Annotated in this window: 10 protein-coding genes; 4 read left to right on the top strand and 6 right to left on the bottom strand. The window is 59.2% G+C overall.

The features are described 5' to 3' along the window. The first annotated feature begins 28 nt into the window (after positions 1-28). Both ELE36_RS17195 and ELE36_RS17200 read left to right on the top strand, forming a co-directional pair. On the top strand, positions 29-2,713 hold the full coding sequence (locus tag ELE36_RS17195) for a serine/threonine-protein kinase (RefSeq protein WP_129835465.1): 2,685 nt from the start codon (positions 29-31) through the stop codon (positions 2,711-2,713). Positions 2,714-2,864: 151 nt separating this feature from the next. Continuing rightward, a complete protein-coding gene (locus tag ELE36_RS17200) occupies positions 2,865-5,495 on the top strand; it encodes a serine/threonine-protein kinase (protein WP_129835467.1) in 2,631 nt (876 codons plus the stop codon). A gap of 66 nt (positions 5,496-5,561) precedes the next feature. Here the strand turns inward: ELE36_RS17200 and ELE36_RS17205 are convergent, their stop codons facing one another. The 4 genes from ELE36_RS17205 to ELE36_RS17220 are packed head-to-tail and all read right to left on the bottom strand — an operon-like array spanning position 5,562 to position 10,062. Next, entirely contained in the window at positions 5,562-6,878 is a 1,317-nt protein-coding gene (locus tag ELE36_RS17205) for an ABC transporter permease (RefSeq protein ID WP_129835469.1), read from the bottom strand. An 11-nt stretch (positions 6,879-6,889) separates the two neighbouring features. Beyond that, entirely contained in the window at positions 6,890-8,050 is a 1,161-nt protein-coding gene (locus ELE36_RS17210) for an ABC transporter permease (RefSeq protein WP_129835471.1), read from the bottom strand. A 10-nt stretch (positions 8,051-8,060) separates the two neighbouring features. Beyond that, positions 8,061-8,747 carry an ABC transporter ATP-binding protein gene (locus tag ELE36_RS17215; protein ID WP_129835473.1) on the bottom strand — a complete coding sequence of 229 codons (687 nt, stop codon included), beginning with the start codon at positions 8,745-8,747 and terminating at the stop codon, positions 8,061-8,063. 37 nt (positions 8,748-8,784) lie between these two features. Next, the gene (locus tag ELE36_RS17220) at positions 8,785-10,062 is read right to left on the bottom strand and encodes an efflux RND transporter periplasmic adaptor subunit (RefSeq protein WP_129835475.1); all 1,278 of its coding nucleotides are present in this window, start codon (positions 10,060-10,062) and stop codon (positions 8,785-8,787) included. 172 nt (positions 10,063-10,234) lie between these two features. On the opposite strand from ELE36_RS17220, the gene ELE36_RS17225 reads away from it, so the two are divergent. Continuing rightward, a complete protein-coding gene (locus tag ELE36_RS17225; protein WP_129835477.1) occupies positions 10,235-10,936 on the top strand; it encodes a fumarylacetoacetate hydrolase family protein in 702 nt (233 codons plus the stop codon). A 107-nt stretch (positions 10,937-11,043) separates the two neighbouring features. After that, positions 11,044-11,454, top strand: coding sequence for a large-conductance mechanosensitive channel protein MscL (gene mscL, locus ELE36_RS17230; RefSeq protein WP_129835479.1), 411 nt, complete (start codon positions 11,044-11,046; stop codon positions 11,452-11,454). Between the two features lie 120 nt (positions 11,455-11,574). Here the strand turns inward: mscL and ELE36_RS17235 are convergent, their stop codons facing one another. Further along, positions 11,575-14,604, bottom strand: a complete 3,030-nt coding sequence (locus tag ELE36_RS17235) for a beta propeller repeat protein (RefSeq protein ID WP_129835481.1) — start codon at positions 14,602-14,604, stop codon at positions 11,575-11,577. A 233-nt stretch (positions 14,605-14,837) separates the two neighbouring features. Then, positions 14,838-17,789 carry a sialidase family protein gene (locus ELE36_RS17240; RefSeq protein ID WP_129835483.1) on the bottom strand — a complete coding sequence of 984 codons (2,952 nt, stop codon included), beginning with the start codon at positions 17,787-17,789 and terminating at the stop codon, positions 14,838-14,840. Positions 17,790-17,879 lie beyond the last annotated feature (90 nt).

The raw sequence follows: 17,879 nt of genomic DNA on the forward strand, positions 1-17,879 counted from the left end.
TTTCCTCGATGGCTTCATATTTCGCGCGATGAGTAGCCTCGATCCCCAGCGCTGGCGACGGCTACGCGTATTGCTCGATCAGGCGATGGATCACGACGGTGCCGCCCGTCTGGCATTTGTTGACGCGCTCTCCGCAGAAGATGCCGAGTTGCGCGAAGATCTGCAGCGCCTGCTGATCCAGCACGCGCGCGATGAAGAAGAAAGCTCGCTCGATCCGTTCGCCGTGATGGCGCCGCTGATTCTCGGCAGCGCTGAAGCCAACGCCGAAGAAGATCGCATTGGTCAGCAGATTGGCGTGTATCGGCTGTTGCGCCTGATCGGCAGCGGCGGCATGGGCAGTGTGTATCTGGCCGAACGCAATACCGATAATTTTGTGCAACGCGTCGCACTGAAAGTGATTCGTGGTGAAGTCGCGACCGCCGCGGCGCGCGAGCGTTTTGAGCGCGAACGACAGATTCTTGCGCGTCTTGTGCATCCGAACATTGCGCCTTTGTACGACGGTGGTCAGACGCCGGACGGCCAGCCGTTCTACACGATGGAATATGTCGATGGTGTACCGATCACCGAGTATTGCAATACGCGCCTGGACAACGTTCGTGCGCGCGTGAAACTGCTGATCGATATCGCCGGTGCGCTGGCCTGCGCGCATCAGAATCTGGTCGTGCATCGCGATATCAAACCCTCGAATATTCTCGTGACGGCGGAAGGTCGCGCCAAGCTGCTCGACTTCGGTATCGCCAAACCGATGGGTGTCGGCGATGCGGCATTGACCCAAGCCGCGCTCGGGCCGATGACGCCGGAATACGCCGCGCCCGAACAATTCCGCAATGCTGATGTGACCGTGGCGACCGACATCTATCAGTTCGGCGTGTTGTGTTATCGCGTGCTCACCGGGCGCTTGCCGTATCGCGCCGATCCGAGCGATACCTATGCATGGTCGCGCGCGGTATCGGAAGACGATCCGCTGAAACTGCGGCTGGTGCTGAGCGAAGATGGCAACAACGGCGAGACGACTACCGCACCCGGCCGATTGCGTTTGCGCCGTTCGATCAGTGGCGATCTCGATGCGATCCTGCGCAAAGCGATGGCAAAATCGCCGGGTGATCGTTACCAATCGATGGATGCGCTGGCGGCAGATCTCAGCGCGTTTCTCGATGGCCGCCCGATCAGCGCGCGGCAGATGGGCGCGCTGTTTTACGCGTGGCGTTTTGTGGTGCGTCGGCCGATCGCATCGAGTGCCGCATTGCTCGCGATTCTCGGCTTGATCGCGACCACCTTGATTGCCGTGCGCCAAGCCGAAATGAAAGCGCACGAAGCGGAACGTGCGAACGCCGAAGCGAAACACGCCGATGCCGTGGCGGATTTTCTGATCGGTCTGTTCAAGGTTTCCGATCCCGGTGTGAATCGCGGCGAGAAACTCAACGCGAATGAAATTCTCGCGCGCGGTGCGGAAAAAATCGAACACGAATTCGTCGATGAGCCTGATCAACGCATTCGCCTGCAAACCGTGATGGCGGAGGTGTATGCCGCGATGGGTGATTACCCGCGTACCCAACCTTTGCTGGAGCAGGCGATCGCGACTTTGCGCAGTCAGTCCACGCCCGATCCGGCGGCACTGGGACACAACTTGCAGCAACTGGCATGGCTCAAGGCGCAGTTGAATGATCTTCCTAGCGCGCTGACATTATTCGAAGAAGCAGAAGCGCTGCTCACCGGCATCAGCACGCCCAACGCACTTGACGATCTGGTTAGCGTCCATCTGCATCGCGGCTTGGCATTTTTGTGGCAAGGCAACTACGCACTTGCCGAACGCGATACACGAAGGGCACTGACACTGGCACAACAAACCCGTGGCGCAGATAGTGAGATGGCTGCGCGTGCGCATCAGAATCTGGGCATGGTGCTGGACTTTCTGGGTGATAGCGCTGCCAGCAAGGCAGAGACCGAAATCGCCTTCGAAACTTATCGACGCACGCTTGGAGAGGATCACCCCGATACGCTTGCTGTAGCTGCGGCGATTGGCTGGAGCTTGGCTCAAGCGGGCGATCTGACCGGCGCACGCAGCGCGCTGCTGGACGTTGTTGCACGTCAGAAAAAAGTATTGGGAGAGTCGAACAACGGCAACGGCAAGGCGCTCAACCAGCTTGGCATGGTCGAGTTGCGACTGGGACTCACAGATCAGGCGATCGAACATTTCCTCGCGGCGGAGGCTGTATACCGTCGCGAATTCGGCAGCAACAGCGCCTACCTTGTGACGCCGGTAATGCTCAATCGTGGACGCGCCTTGCTCGCCGTGGGCAGGTTCGCGGAAGCACTGGAACTGTTCCAGCAAGTTCACGCCCAACGTGTCAAGGACTTGCCGCCCGGACATGCAGAATTGGCTGAATCGCTGATGTTCATGTCATCGGCGCTACTTCATCTCGGGCGCATTACCGAAGCACTCGACAACGCAAAAAAGGCGGTGACTATTCTGCGCGCCACACCGTCGATCGATCCGCTGGATCTGGCAAAGGCGCTGCAGCGTCTCGGGCTCGCGCTGAAGGCGTCTGGTGATATCTCGCATGCACACGAGGCGTGGCGCGAAGCGCTCGATATCGCCAGTCCAGCGCACGGCATGAACTCGTGGCTGGCCAAGGATATTCGGCGGTATATTCTTGAACTCGATCCGACCCTCGCAACACCACCGCAAAAAACTACGTCGGATATCGAATAGTTTTTTGGTGCATCGGCGTGTTGCCGTCGGCATGGTGATGACGCAGCTGCTATCGTGAAATTGAATATCGACCATTTTATGGCCGGGTTGCTAGTCCACCGCGGAGCCGCATACGCATGAAATCTGGTTTGATTCATCACGCCTGGGCACGATGAACAGCATCGACCCACAGCGCTGGCAACGCCTGCGCGCATTGCTTGATCGCGCGCTTGATCACGATGCGTCAGCACGTTCTGCTTTCGTCAATTCGCTGAACGACGACGATGCCGAACTGCGCGAAGACCTGCAGCGCCTGCTGATCCAGCACGCGCGCGATGAAGAACAAAGCTCGCTTGATCCGTTCGCAGTGATGGCGCCGTTGATTCTCGGCAGCGCTGAAGCCAACGCCGAAGAAGATCGCATTGGTCAGCAGATTGGCGTGTATCGGTTGTTGCGTCTGATCGGCAGCGGCGGCATGGGCAGCGTGTATCTAGCCGAACGCAACACCGATAATTTTGTGCAACGCGTCGCGCTGAAAGTGATCCGTGGTGAAGTCGCGACCGCCGCGGCACGCGAGCGTTTTGAGCGCGAACGACAGATTCTCGCGCGCCTTGTGCATCCGAATATTGCGCCTTTGTATGACGGCGGCCAGACGCCGGACGGTCAGCCGTTCTACACGATGGAATACGTCGATGGTCTGCCGATCACCGAGTATTGCAATACGCGTCTGGATAATGTTCGTGCGCGTGTGAAACTGCTGATCGATATCGCCGGTGCACTGGGGTGTGCGCATCAGAATCTGGTCGTGCATCGTGATATCAAACCCTCGAATATTCTCGTGACGGCGGAAGGTCGCGCCAAGCTGCTCGACTTCGGTATCGCCAAACCGATGGGTGTTGGCGATGCCGCATTGACCCACGCTGCACTCGGGCCGATGACACCGGAATACGCTGCACCAGAACAATTCCGCAATGCGGATGTGACCGTGGCGACCGATATCTATCAGTTCGGTGCACTTTGTTTTCGTGTGCTCACGGGCGCGCTTCCTTACCGTGCCGATCCGAGCGATACGTATGCGTGGTCGCGCGCGGTTGCCGAAGATGAACCACTGACTTTGCGCCGGGCGTCGACCCAAAACGATGCGCAAACCACAGCGCCTGCGCGCGAACAAACCCGCCGTGTCCATCATCAGCTTAGCGACGATCTCGATGCGATCGTGCGCAAGGCGTTGCAGAAATCGCCGGCACAACGCTACGGTTCGATGGACGCGATGAGCACCGATCTGCAGGCGTTTCTCGATGGCCGTCCGGTCAGCGCGCGCGCGGCTGGGCCGATGTATTTTGCGTGGCGCGCAATCGCACGCTGGCCGTACGTCAGTGCTGCGGCGTTCAGTGCAATATTGGCACTGATTGGATTGGTGCTGTTCGCGCATCATCAGACCAATATCGCGCGGCATGAAGCGACGCGCGCCAACGCCGTGGCGAAATTCCTGACCGACATGTTCCAGGTGGCAGACCCGTCGGTGAATCGTGGCGAGCGCCTCAACGCCAATGAAATCCTCGCGCGTGGCGCGGCGCGCATCGATCACGATTTCGCCGACGACACCAGCCAGCGCGCTGCGTTGCAGATGGTGGTCGGCGAAGTGTATTCGGCGCTCGGTGATTTTCCACGCGCTCGCGTGTCGCTCGAAGGCGCGGTAAAAAGCTGGCGCGAGACCGACGCAAAACTCGAGCTGGCAGATAGTTTGCGCGCGATGGGCTGGATCGAATATCGGCAAGGCAATGCAGCAGCGGCTTTGCGACGCTGGGACGAGGCCATCGCATTGATTGCCGGCAACAGTACGCGCGAAACCGATGCGCTCGCGCAACTGCACAGTTATCGCGCCCTCGGTTTGCAAGCATCAGCCGACAATACGAACGCGCTGCGCGAGTTCAAGCTCGCGAGCGACTATGCCGAGCGCGCTGGTGTCGCCGATAAAGTACGCGGCGCGTCGATCCAAAACAATCTCGGTTTGCTGCTGCGTGACATGGACGATCTCGGTGCGGCGGAAATCGCGATGCGCAAGGCGATGGCGATTTACGGACGCGAGCTCGGCGAGGATCATTTCCGTACGATCAGCAGCGCACAGAATCTCGGCACTATCATGCTCGATCAAAACCGCATCGACGAGGCACAACCGTTGATCGAGGCATCCAGCGTGCGCTTGCGCAAGCTGTATGGCGAAGCGAACGCCGACTACGCCACGTCGATGAACATGCTCGGCAACGTGCTTCGCCTGCGCGGCGATAGCAAACGCGCGCTGGAAAGTTATGCGGTATCGGAAACCGCGTTTCGCGCCGCGCTCGGCGACAAACACTGGTATGTGACTTGGCCGATTTTCAACAGCGGCCTGGTCTTGCTCGACCAGCGCGATCCGGCCGCTGCGCTGGAAAAATTCGATATAACGTTAGCGATTCGCAGCGCCGCACTGGCGCCGGATCATCCCGCGGTGGCCGAAGCGTTGCAGGGTCGTAGCGAGGCATTGTTTGGCCTGGGTCGCAACGATGAATCACTGGTCGATGCGACCGAAGCGCTGTCCATTCGGCGCGCCAAACTCAGCGGCGATCATCCGGCGCTGATCCGCAGTTTGTGGCTGATCGGCCACGTGCATTTTCTGCGCCGCGAAGCGGAAAGTGCAAAAAACTATTGGGACGAAGCGCTGCAACGCGCCGAGCGTGCATGGGGCAAAGATAATGCGGACTTCAAACGGCTGCTGAAAAATATTACGTATCCTGCGACGCGCATACGCGATCCGAACGACTGAAAAAAAACAAACGCAGGACACGCCTGCGTTTGCTGATTCATTGCATCAAGCAGCATCGCTGCCGCGCTACATCTCGCGCAGCGCCGTGGTTACCGGCAACCGCGCCGCACGCAACGCCGGGTACAGGCCGCCGATGAAACCAATCGCCAGCGCCCACTTGATGCCGGTCCACAATACGGAAGGCGCGACCTTGAACTCGAACGCAAGCTGGCCCGTGGTGCCGGCCGCCATCGTCGATGCGGTGTAGCCATTGAATATCAGCCACGCGAGAAATCCGCCGAGCACACCGCCGATCAAGGCCAGCAGCATGGTCTCCAACATGATCGCCACGACCACCGGCACGCTGCGAAAACCGATCGCACGCAAGGTCGCAATCTCGCGAGCGCGTGTGGCGACCGCGGCGAACATGGTATTGAGCGCGCCGAAAATCGCACCGATTGCCATGATCACGCCGACCACGATACCGATGCCGGTGATGATCTTGGTTGTGCCTTCGGATTGCTTGCCGAAATAGTTCAAGGTGTTGTCGACATCGACCTGCAAGCGTGGATCGTTGGTCAGCGCATTCTTGAAAGCATCGAATGCATCTTTGCCGGTCAAGCGCGCAAACACCGATGTGAAACTCGAACCGCGCCGATAGGCACCGCGCAGCACGTCGGTATCCGCCCACAGTTCCGAATCGTAGGCGTCGTGGCCTTCGAAGATACCGGCCACAGTCCAGACCTGGTTACCGAGTTTTATTTCAGCACCGGGCACCAGACCGACAAATTGTTTTTGCGCGCCCGCGCCGACCACCAGTTCGAATTTGCCTGGAGCAAACGCGTGGCCCGCGATGATTTTCGAGCCGCTGCGCAGTTTCCAGGCCTGCTCGCCAATGCCACGCAAAGTGGCGCTGCCAAGGTCGTCCGGGGCACCGCCTTTGACCGGGAGGTTGGCTGCCACTACAAGCTCGGGCGAAATGATCGGCTTGCCTTGCTCATCCTTCGCGACACCGGGCGCCTGTTCGATCACGAGCACATCATCATGCGACAACACCGAAGATACTTCCGACGCCGAACTGCCACGCAGCACCAGCGCCGTATCTTCACTGCCGGTGCGACGCAATGTGTCCTGATAGCCTTGCGCCATCGACAACATCGCCACCAACACGGCGACCACGCCGGCGATACCAACCACGATCACGGCCGATGATCCGGCGCGCTCACCCAGTGTGCTGATGCCCACGCCCGTGACGGATGCGGCCTGCTGGCCGCGGCGCACAAACAGCATCCACAGCGCGAGCACAACCAGGATCAGCAACAAGCCTTGCCACGGCAAGATCAAGAACAAACCGATGCCGAGCACGGCGACAACAAAAGTCAAAAGTCCGATTAAAAATTTCATGGCAACTCCTTTTAGCGGCCAGCCAAGGCATCAACGATATTGAGTCGCATCGCGCGCATCGCAGGCAACCAGCCGACCACCAGACCGATGCCGATCGCGAGTGCTATGCCCAGCGCCCAACTTTTGGCGCCGACGCTGGCGTGAGTGATCATGCCGCCAGATAACGCCGGCAACGCCGCGCCGATCAGGCTGACGAGGGCAAGCCCGATCAAGCCGCCAAGCAACAGCATCAGCATTGATTCGGCCAACACCATCGACAACACCGCGCGATTGGAAAAGCCGATGGTTTTGAGTACCGCCAATTCCGAGGTGCGTTCGCGCACCGCCTGCATCATGGTATTGCCAGTCAGCAGGATCAGCGTGAAAAACACCGCACCCATGATCGACAGCACAATCAGACTGACATTGGCCAGTTGCTTGATCCAGCCGGCCATAGCCGCCTGCTCGGTCTGGGTCTTGGTTTCGTGATCCGAATTGGCTGTAATCGCGTCGATCGCCTTGGCGATACGGTCGCCCTCGTTGACGTCGGCAATCTTGCTGATGTACCAGCCAACCGCGCCGCGATTGTATGGCGTGGACTCGTCGAAATTTTTCCAGTGCAGGATGATCATGCCGCTTTGAAACGCTTTCGAATCCTTGGATTTCATGATGCCGACGATATCGAAATTCCAGTTTTTCGTGCCGTCCCGATTGGGGAAAATCTGCGATTGCAGCGGCAATTTGTCGCCGACCTTCCAGCCGAATTTTTTCGCCAGCACCTCACCCACTAGTACGCCATTGAGGGTATTGTCGTAGGCTTTGCGTTCCGCGGGATCCACCGTGACTTCGGGATACACATCCAGATAGGTAGGGCTGACCGCGAACGTGAACACTTGGTTGTGCGGATCCTGATATGCGCCACCAAACCAGTTCGCCGAGCCGACGATTTTCACGCCGGGTATGGCGGCAATCTGTGCGCCGAGGCTGGCCGGCAAGGTCTGGATAAACGACAGCCGCGAACCAGTCTGCAAACGCTCAGCGCCGTTCGATGACTGGCCGGCCTCGGCAAACGACACACGCACCGCATCAAGCAGGCCGAACAATAAAAACGCCGAGATGATCGATACCAGCGTCAGAATCGTGCGGGTCTTGCGCCGGAACAACGCGGCCCAGATCAGATGAAGATATTTCATGATGCTCTCCTCACGCGCTGACTTGCTCGACTAGCGTGCCCTTGTCCAGATGCAAGGTATGGTTGGCGTACTCGGCGGCTTTCGGATCGTGCGTGACCATGACGATGGTCTTGCCGTGTTCGCGATTCAGCATGCGCAACAGACCGAGCACGTCTTCGGCAGATTGACGATCGAGATCACCGGTCGGCTCGTCGCAGACCAGCAAGGTGGGATCGGAAACAATGGCACGCGCAATCGCGACGCGCTGCTGTTGTCCGCCGGAAAGTTCGGTCGGCTTGTGTGTGGCACGATCAGACAGACCCACCAGCTGCAACGCCACCGAGGCATTGCGCTTGCGTTGTGCGGCGCCGAGCTTGGTCAGCAACAGCGGCAACTCCACATTCTTTTGCGCCGAGAGCATCGGCAGCAGATTGTAGAACTGGAAGATGAAACCGACGTTCGCTGCACGCCATCCTGCCATTGCGCCTTGGCCGAGTTTGTCGATGCGCTGACCGGCAATCGTGATGCTGCCGTTGCTCGGTGCATCGAGTCCGCCGATCAGATTCAGCAACGTGGTCTTGCCCGAACCCGACGGCCCCATCAGCGCTAGAAAATCGCCTTGCTGGATATCCAAGTCAATGTGGTGCAGCACTTCAACTTTCTGTTTGCCGCGCTCGTAGACTTTGCTTACATCGCGAATTTCGATCAAGGTCGTCATGACTTTTTCCTCACTGATTGCCGTGGTTACGATGACTTTATTTGTTGCCGGTGGCGATGGAGATCTTCGCGCCGTCTTTCATTTCCGCCGGCGGCGTTAGCACCACCTTGGTGCCGTTACTCAGACCTTCGACAAGACGCTGTTCGCCCATCGCCTGACCCGGCGTGACTGCACGCGCGTGTACTTGTTCGCCATCGATCGCGAACACGATGCTCTTGCCATCGCGCTGCACGATCGCGGCGGTCGGTACCAGCACACCTTTCGGCGCCGGTGCGTTCGCCGGTTTTGCTTCTTCGAGAAACGATACGCGTGCGCCCATGTCAGGCAGTAGGCGCGGATCCTTTTGCTCGATCGCGATGCGCACCTTGACCGTGGCCTTGCCCTTGTCTGCGGTCGGGATGATCGCGATCACGTGCGCGGGAATTTTCCAGTCGGGATACGCATCCAGAATCGCCTGCGCCGGTTGTTTTGGTTGCACGCGACCGATGTAGGATTCGCTGACATCGACTTCGACTTCGAGCGAATCCATGTCGACGATCGTGCCGACACCGGTGCGCGTGAATCCGCCGCCCGCCGAAAACGGTGAGACGATTTCGCCGACCTGCGCCGACTTCGCAATTACCACGCCGGTGAACGGCGCACGCACGGTGCAATAATCGAGTTGCACCTGCGCGCCGGTGACGCCGGCCTGGCTCGCTTCGATCTGACGCCGCTGCGCGGATATCTGTGCGGTCAGCGTTGCGACTTGGGTGCTCGCCACTTCGACCGATTGCGCGGACACCAGCTTGCGCCCGACCAGATCCTGCGCACGCGTGAGATCACGCTGGTTTTGTCCGAGCTGCGCTTGGTATTGCGCGAGCAACGCCTGCCCCGCCCGCACGCCGGCCTGAGCCTGCGCCAGCTGCGCCTGTTGCGCGGTGCTGTCCAGATGGGCAAGCACCTGGCCCGCCTCAACGTGGTCGCCCTCTTCGATCAGCACATCAAGCAGCGTACCGGTAATCTGTGCCGACACGGTGGCTTGGCGACGCGCGGTGACATAGCCGGTGGCTTGCAGCACGGCGTTGTTGCCGGATTCGTTCGACGGCATTTGTGCGGTTGCGACCTGCACTTCGAAGCGCTGCCCCGCGCCGAAATAAAAATATGCCGCGCCGCCCGCAGCGATCAGCAGCACAGCCAGAGTCATTACAATCCACGGCCAGCGCCGCGGCTGATGCGTGTCTTCGCGCTGTCGTTTGTCGATGCGCAATTCATGCAGCAAGTCAGATTTTTCCACGTTGCCAAAACCCCAGATCGAAACGAACGTAAAGTGTGCCATAGAGTGCAGCGCGGTGCGTCGGCTTGCCATAGGCAGACGTCACAAGTGTGATGTGATACTTGTCAGGTGTGCGCAGCGCGATGATTTTGCTGTCGCGGCCGCATAACTTTCGTTGCGTCGCAAGCGCACCGTTATACTTTGCGCCACCGTCAATAGTTGTAAGGAGTATCGCGTGGATTATATTTTCGCAGCGCCGGCACGCAGCAGCATCGTCATCGCCGGACACGATACGCAGTTTCCGGTCAACCGCATTTATTGCATCGGTCGAAATTACGCCGAACATGCGCGCGAAATGGGCATGCCGGTGGAGCGCGACGTGCCGATGTTTTTCTGCAAACCGGCCGATGCGATCGTGGCGCAAAGTGCGGATGGCGGTGATATCACGGTGCCGTATCCGTCGGTCACCCATGATCTGCATCACGAAGTCGAAATGGTCGTCGCCCTCGCATCCGGCGGCAAAGATATTTCAGTCGATCAGGCGTTGCAGCACGTGTTCGGCTACGCCATCGGGCTGGATCTCACACGGCGCGACTTGCAAGCCGCGGCCAAGGCGAAAGGCTGGCCGTGGGATGTGGCGAAAGCGTTCGATTATTCCGCGCCGATTTCGACGATCCAGCCGGTTAGCGTGATCGGCCATCCGACCCAAGTCGAACTCTCACTTGAGGTGAACAGCGAACGGCGCCAGCACGGCCATATCGCCGACATGCTTTTCAGTGTTGCGGAAATCATCCACGAGCTCTCGAAACTGTTCGAGCTGAAGGCCGGCGATCTGATTTTTACCGGTACGCCAGCTGGCGTTGCTGCGCTGAAACGCGGCGATCATTTTCATGCTGCGCTCGGCGGTATCGCCGAATTGCGCGGCACAATTGTTTGAGATTGGAATCGCGCGATTTGTTGTCGCCACCGCCGCTCAGCGTTTATAGTCGCAGCGCGAACTTGCACGAGTTCGGCACTGAATAACCGCAAACCGAGGAGCAAGGCATGAGTCTGATTGGCGAGTTCAAAACGTTCGTTGCGCGTGGCAATGTGCTCGACTTGGCGGTGGGCGTGGTGATCGGTGCCGCCTTCGGCAAGATCGTCACTTCGCTGGTCGATCAGATCATCATGCCGCCGATCGGTCTGGCGATAGGCGGTATCGATTTTTCCAATCTGAAATGGGTATTGCGTCCGGCGACCGACTCGCCGAAAGCAGCCGAAGTCGCCATCCAGTACGGCAGCTTTTTGAACACGATGATCCAGTTCGCGATCATCGCTTTCGCCATCTTCCTCGTGGTCAAGCTGGTCAATCGCGCGATGCCAAAAGCCCCGCCCGGCCCGCCCGAGCCGCCGGCGCAGGAAAAACTGCTGGTCGAAATCCGCGACCTGCTCAAACAGCAGAACGCGCAGAAATAAACTCTGTGGTGTTGCGCCCATCAGCTTGATGATCGGCTTGCGATAAAACAAACGCCCGGCAAATCCGGGCGTTTGTTTTTGCCTGCGGCGAGCGCCGCAGGCGGGATGAATCAAGCGGCCTTACTGGAATCCGTCCTTGAAAATTTCCTCGTTGAACGCCGGCCCACCTTCGAACAGGATCGAGTTTGCGCCGGCCGGGCGATAGCTGCCGAATTGTCCGGCGACCAGGTTCACGCGCCACTTGTTGCCGGTCTGACTTTGCACGAGGCTCGTGGCGTTGTGCCAGCCCAGCGTGCTGTTGTCGCCGGGCGTGGATGGGCCGTAATAGCGCCAGCTCCAGCCGGGGCCGAAGGTGGCGCCGTTGAACGTGATATCGACCACGGCGTTGGTACACAGCGGCAACTCGAAGCGCAGCAAACCGCGCGTGTAACTGTAGGTGCCGTGATGTGCATCGCTATCCACGCCGAGCGGGCCAGCGAGCACCGCTGAGACATCCACCGCATGCGTGCAATCGCCGCTGATGATCTGCACGGTGAAATAGCCACCTTGCGTGCCGTTGGCATCGATCGACTGGCCATGCTGCAATTGTTGCAACTTCTGGCTCAGCTGCTGCGCACGCGAACCATCGGCAATGCCCTCGACACCAGCCTGCCATCCGAACGTACCGAGCAAGCCCGGCGCCGTGGTGCTGACGGTCGGCTGCAGCGCATCAGGCGTGTTGTCGCCATTGCCATCGCCGCCGTTCGGCCCGGCGTTCTCGATCAGATCCGGCACGCCATCGGCATCCGCATCGGGCAATTGCGTAATGCTGTAGACGCCACCGCTGGTACCCGCATACAGCACGGTCGGATCAACCGGATCGAGCGCCAGCGAAAGTGCAGACTGCGCTGGCAAACCGAGACTGATCGAACTCCAGGTCGTGCCGCTGTCGATGCTCTTGTACACCCCGCCCGGATTGGCCGGGCCGAGGCCACCGCTGGCCGCGTACAACACCGTCGAATCGGTCGGGTCGACCAGCAGCGCGCGCACGTCGGGGCCGGATACACCAGCGTTCGATACCGTCCAGTTTGCGGCACCGTCGGTGGTTTTATAAATTTCGCCGGGCAGGTTGAAATTGGCGTTGATCGTGCTGACCCACAAGGTTTGCGGATGGGCCGGATCGATGATCAACGACAGCGTGTTGTAAACCGAATGTATTGATGCCGCTCCCGGATACGTCGGCAAACCGTTGCTGGCCTGCGTCCAATGGCCGCCGCCATCAATGCTTTTGAACACGCCCGTCGGTACAGTCGGCGATGCAGAATTGAAAAGCGCATCGTAGCCGGAAGCAAACGTGCCGATGTACAAAATCTGGCTATTGGTCGGATCGATGACAATCGGAGTTACGCCGTCGACTTCACTGCCGCTGCCATCGCCATTTACCTGATCCGCAGGCAGGCCGGTTTCACTGGTGACCCAATTCACGCCGCCATCGATGCTCTTCATTACGCGCCACTGATGCACGCTGCCAAACGTGCCATCCGGGTTGCGCGTAGTGCCGCCGCCGGTTGCGTATAGCGTCAGCAAAGGGCCGGAAACGCAAGGACCGCTCGGCGGTGGTGCGGCACATGAACGCGGATCGGTAATGATCGTGCGCAACGCACCCGCGTAATGCCCGGTCGAAGTGGTGGTGCTCTTGGGCAAGCCATTGCCAATGGTGCTCCAGGTCAGACCACCATCCGCACTCTTGTAGATGCCGGTATTGCGATTGACCGGACTGGCCGCGCCATCAAAACCGTTGCCGACCGCAAAGATCACGGTGCTGCCAATCACGCCGGTAGTGGTTTGATCGAACGCCAGCGTGCGTAGTTGATAAGCATTCAAACCGGAGTTGGAAATATTCCAGGTGCCAGCGGTGGTCGAGCGATAAAACGCTGGTGATGGATCGGACAACGCATCACCGTAACCGGCAAACAAACGCGTGTGGTCCTGAGGGTGTATCAGCAATGCACGGATATTGGTCGCGGCCAGACCATCGTTGCTGCCGCTCCAGCTGCTGCCGGAATTGTTGCTCAGATAAATGCCCGCGAAACTGGTGCCTGCCAGCACGCGCGATGGATAACCGGCATGCAACGCGATCGCACTGATGCTCGGCAAGATCGTGCCATTTGTTGTGCGTCCGCTGCTCGACAGCGGCGTAAAGCTCGTGCCGCCGTTGGTCGAGATGGCGCTATCTAGATAGACGGTATCCACCGCACTTGGCGAAGCGGCAAGCGCCACGCCGGGTAGAGTCACGCCAGTTTGCGGCAACGATGCGCCGGGAGTGGATTGGTCATAGCCCTTCCACGCTGCGCCGTCGTTATCACTACGGATCAAATACGCCTGATAGTAATTTACGAGATCGCTATAAAGCGCATATATGCGATGACTGCCGCTCGGACCGAAGGACACCGCTTTCAAACTTCGCTGCATTTGCACACCTGGTGATAGCACCGATGGCAAAGTGACTCCGTCGAACGTCGATGCGAACCAACTGCTGCCGCCATTGCTGCTGTAATAGATCGCGCAGTTTCCGGTGCTGCAAGTAGCTACGCTACTCAAGCCGACTACAACCTGCAAAGGATTGGTAGGGTTGGTCACAACAAATTGCGCGGCCTGCCCGGCGAAAACGCCACCGACCGCGGCGAAGGTCGCGCCACCATCGGTGCTCTTGAGCAAGCCATTGCTGCCGGCGGAATACCACAAGACCGCGCCGGTTCCCTGGGCGAATCCGTTGGTGGCGAAATTTGGTACCGCAGGCGCAGTGAATCCGGTGGGACTCCAGTTCGATCCGGCATCGGTGCTGTGGTACAGACGACCGTAGTCATCGAACAACCAGACACCACCCGACGTGTTTACATCCGCCACAAACACGCCGGTGGCGGGATGAGATTCAGCCAAACCGGTTTCTTCGAGCTGCCAGCTGGTACCGCCATCGTCACTGCGAAAAAATCCGTTGCTGGTATACGCGTAAATGCGCGAACCAAGTAGCGGATCGGCGCGCAAGGCATACACGCTGCCGCCAAACGGCCCTTGCCCGCTCCAGTCTGCCGGCCCCGCGATAGCCGCGCCCGTGATAGCGAGGGCGACACAACACAATGCAATCCAATAGCTCGCGCGTAATTTGTACATCATCGATTCTCCAGTACGTTACGTGACACATGGCGTTCTTCCGCCAAAAATTTTCCAATGCGCAAATGCGTTGGCAAACAGAAGCTTTTTGCGCGGCTTCCATCCTGCGCCTATCGGAGGCAACTCGCGACTGAGTGCAGCGATCGGCACCAACCTATCCTTCCTAATACGCGAATTACGGCGCAATCACGGCGCTAGGTGCAACGCGGCTTTGCTCAACTCCGCGTTACGATCTATTGAAATCCATCCTTGAAAATTACCTCGCTGTAAGCCGGGCCACCTTCAAACAAAATCGAACCGGCGCCGGCCGGCCGATAACTGCCGAACTGTCCGGCCTTCAGGCTGATTCGCCAAGTATTGCTGTTCTGACTTTGCACCAATGTCGTGGCGTTGTGCCAGCCCAGCGTGCTGTTATCGCCAGGCACGGCAGGGCCGTAATAACGCCAGCTCCAGCCCGCGCCGAACGTCGCGTTATTAAAAGTGATATCGACGATGGCATTGGTGCATGTTGGCAACTCGAACCGCAGCAGGCCGCGGGAGTAGCTATATGTGCCGTGGTGCACATCGTTATCCAAACCTAGCGGGCCGGCGATAACCGCCGAAACATCCACCGCATGCGTGCAATCGCCGCTAATGATTTGCGCACTGAAATAACCGCCCTGCGTACCGCCGCTAGCGGTGGCCTGCAGCTGCTGCAGCTTCTCGCTCAGATGTTTGACCCGCGTGCCATCGGCAATGCCTTGGATTCCCGCCTGCCAGCCGGAGGTTCCGAGCAAACCCGGCGCCGTGGTGCTGACCGTCGCCTGTTGCGCATCCGCCTGACCATCCGCATTCGCATCGCCGCCGTTCGGCCCGGCATTTTCGATCAGATCCGGCACGCCATCCGCATCGGCATCCGGTAGTTGAGTAATGCTGTAGACACCACCGCTGGTGCCGGCGTACAGCACGGTTGGATCGATCGGATCGAGCGCCAGCGATGTGGCAGCGTTCGACGGCAAACCGAGACTGATCGAACCCCACGTCGAGCCGCCGTCGATGCTCTTGTACACGCCACCCGGATTGGCCGGCCCGATACCGCCGCTGGCCGCATACAGCACGGTGGAGTCGGTCGGGTCGACCAACAGCGCACGCACGTCTGGACCAGATACGCCCGCATTCGATACGCTCCACGTTGCGGCGCCATCAATGCTCTTGAACACCTGGCCAGGTGTATTGAAGTTGGCGTTGATCGTACTCACCCAGAGCGTTTGCGGATGCGCTGGATCGATCACCAGTGACAACGTGTTGTATGCCGCCTGCGGCGAACCCGGATAGGTCGGCAATCCGATGCTCGCCTGCACCCATGTCGCACCCGCGTTGATACTTTTGAACACACCCGTTGCTACGGTCGGCGATACAGAATTACCAAGCGCATCGTAACCGGATGCAAAAGTACCAATGTATAAAATGTTGCTATTGGTCGGATCAATCACGATCGGCGTGACGCCATTCACCGATGACCGGCTTCCGTCCGGATTGATGATATCCGCAGGTAGGCCGTTTTCGCTGCTGGACCAAGTCACACCGGCATCAACGCTTTTCATCACCCGCCACTGATGCGGTCCATCGCCACCAGCCGCGGTGGTGCGGGTACCGCTGCCGGTGACATACCACGTATGCAATGGGCCGGTAATGCACGGGCCACTTGGTGGCGGCGAGGTACACGAGCGCGGATCCGCGATGATCGTGCGCAAGTTGCCGGCAAAATGGCCACCGAGTCCATCCGGTGGCAAGCCATTGCCGATGGTGTTCCAGGTAAGGCCACCATCGGTGCTTTTGTAGATGCCGGTATTGCTGTTGTTCTCGGCGCCGCCAATCCAGTCGTAACCCGCACCGACGGCGTAAAGAATCGTGCTGCCGATGATCGATGTGCTGGTCGGATCGAACGCCACCGTGCGCAACTGGTATGCATTCAAGCCGCTGTTGGAAACGTTCCAGGTACCAGAGCTGGTCGAACGATAAAACGCGGGCGAAGGCTCGAACGCATCGCCATAACCGGCAAACAAACGTGTGTGATCGTTAGGATGCACGATCAGTGCGCGAATGTTGGTGGAAGTGAGTCCATCGTTGCTGGATGCCCACGTGGCACCCGAATTATTGCTCAGGTAAACGCCGCCGTAAGTGGTGCCCAATATCATTCGCGCTGGATAACTCGCGTGCAACGCCAATGCACTGACGGTCGGCACGGCGATGCCGTTGGTCGTGCGTCCGGTTGTGGCGATCGGCGTGAAGCTGGTCCCGCTGTTGGTCGATGCATTGCCGTCCAGCCAAACGTTCGCCGCCGTGATCGGCGAGGCGGTTAGAGAGGTGCCGTTCTGGTTGAAACCCGTCCATAGCGCGCCATCGTTATCGCTCCTGGCAAGATATGCGGAGTACGGGCTACCGCCGTACAAAGCGTAGATGCGGTGGCTCCCGCTCGGGCCGAAGGCGATCGCCTGCAAATAGTTTTTGTTGCTCAACGGGGGCGACAGCGGCAATGTCGTCGCATCGAAAGTTGCGGCATTCCAGCTCAATCCGGCATTGCTGCTGTAATAGATCGCGCAGTTATTGGTGGAGCAACTCGATAGGGATTTCAGGCCGACGACGACTTGCGCAAGGTTGGCTGGATTGGTCGCGACGAACGATACGGTTTTCCCGGCGAACACTCCGCCGACTGCAGCGAACGTCGCGCCGCCGTCGACGCTTTTAAGCAGCCCGCTAGCACCGGCGCCGTACCACAGCGATCCGGCCCCGGCTTGGGCGAGCGAGTTGCTACCGACGTAGGGTGGGGTAATGGCGGTGAACCCGGTAGCGCTCCAGTTCGCGCCAGCGTCAGTGCTGCGGAATAGTCGTCCGTAATCATCGAACAACCAAACGCCCCCCGAGCTGAGCGAGTCGGCGATAAAAAAGCCGTTGGACGGATGCGGCTCGGTCAAGCCGGTTTCGGCGGATTGCCAGCTGCTGCCGCTATCGTCGCTGCGAAAAAATCCATTGCTGCCGTAAGCGTAGATGCGCGACCCGAGCAATGGATCCGTTTTCAACGCAAGCACGCTGCCGCCGAACGGCCCCTGCCCGCTCCAGTCGGCGGGCCCCGCTGAAACGACATCTGTCAGACCCACAGCCAGGCTCAGCAAAACGATCAAATATCTCAGGCGCAACGTTTGCATGTTCAGCTCTCCAAAGTTCATCCGTGTAGCGCAAGTCGCATCGCAATTCACTACCCATGCCTTAAACACGCAGAAACGCGTCAAGACATG

Origin of the sequence: Pseudolysobacter antarcticus, assembly GCF_004168365.1 — a bacterium.
In the GTDB taxonomy this organism is placed as follows: domain Bacteria; phylum Pseudomonadota; class Gammaproteobacteria; order Xanthomonadales; family Rhodanobacteraceae; genus Pseudolysobacter; species Pseudolysobacter antarcticus.

Excerpts from the sequence above, each read along its gene's own strand:
- ELE36_RS17195 (WP_129835465.1), top strand. The coding sequence starts at position 29 with ATGAGTAGCCTCGATCCCCAGCGCTGGCGACGGCTACGCGTATTGCTC.
- ELE36_RS17235 (WP_129835481.1), bottom strand. The coding sequence starts at position 14,604 with ATGTACAAATTACGCGCGAGCTATTGGATTGCATTGTGTTGTGTCGCC.
- ELE36_RS17200 (WP_129835467.1), top strand. The coding sequence starts at position 2,865 with ATGAACAGCATCGACCCACAGCGCTGGCAACGCCTGCGCGCATTGCTT.
- ELE36_RS17220 (WP_129835475.1), bottom strand. The coding sequence starts at position 10,062 with ATGGCACACTTTACGTTCGTTTCGATCTGGGGTTTTGGCAACGTGGAA.
- ELE36_RS17240 (WP_129835483.1), bottom strand. The coding sequence starts at position 17,789 with ATGCAAACGTTGCGCCTGAGATATTTGATCGTTTTGCTGAGCCTGGCT.
- mscL (WP_129835479.1), top strand. The coding sequence starts at position 11,044 with ATGAGTCTGATTGGCGAGTTCAAAACGTTCGTTGCGCGTGGCAATGTG.
- ELE36_RS17210 (WP_129835471.1), bottom strand. The coding sequence starts at position 8,050 with ATGAAATATCTTCATCTGATCTGGGCCGCGTTGTTCCGGCGCAAGACC.
- ELE36_RS17215 (WP_129835473.1), bottom strand. The coding sequence starts at position 8,747 with ATGACGACCTTGATCGAAATTCGCGATGTAAGCAAAGTCTACGAGCGC.
- ELE36_RS17205 (WP_129835469.1), bottom strand. The coding sequence starts at position 6,878 with ATGAAATTTTTAATCGGACTTTTGACTTTTGTTGTCGCCGTGCTCGGC.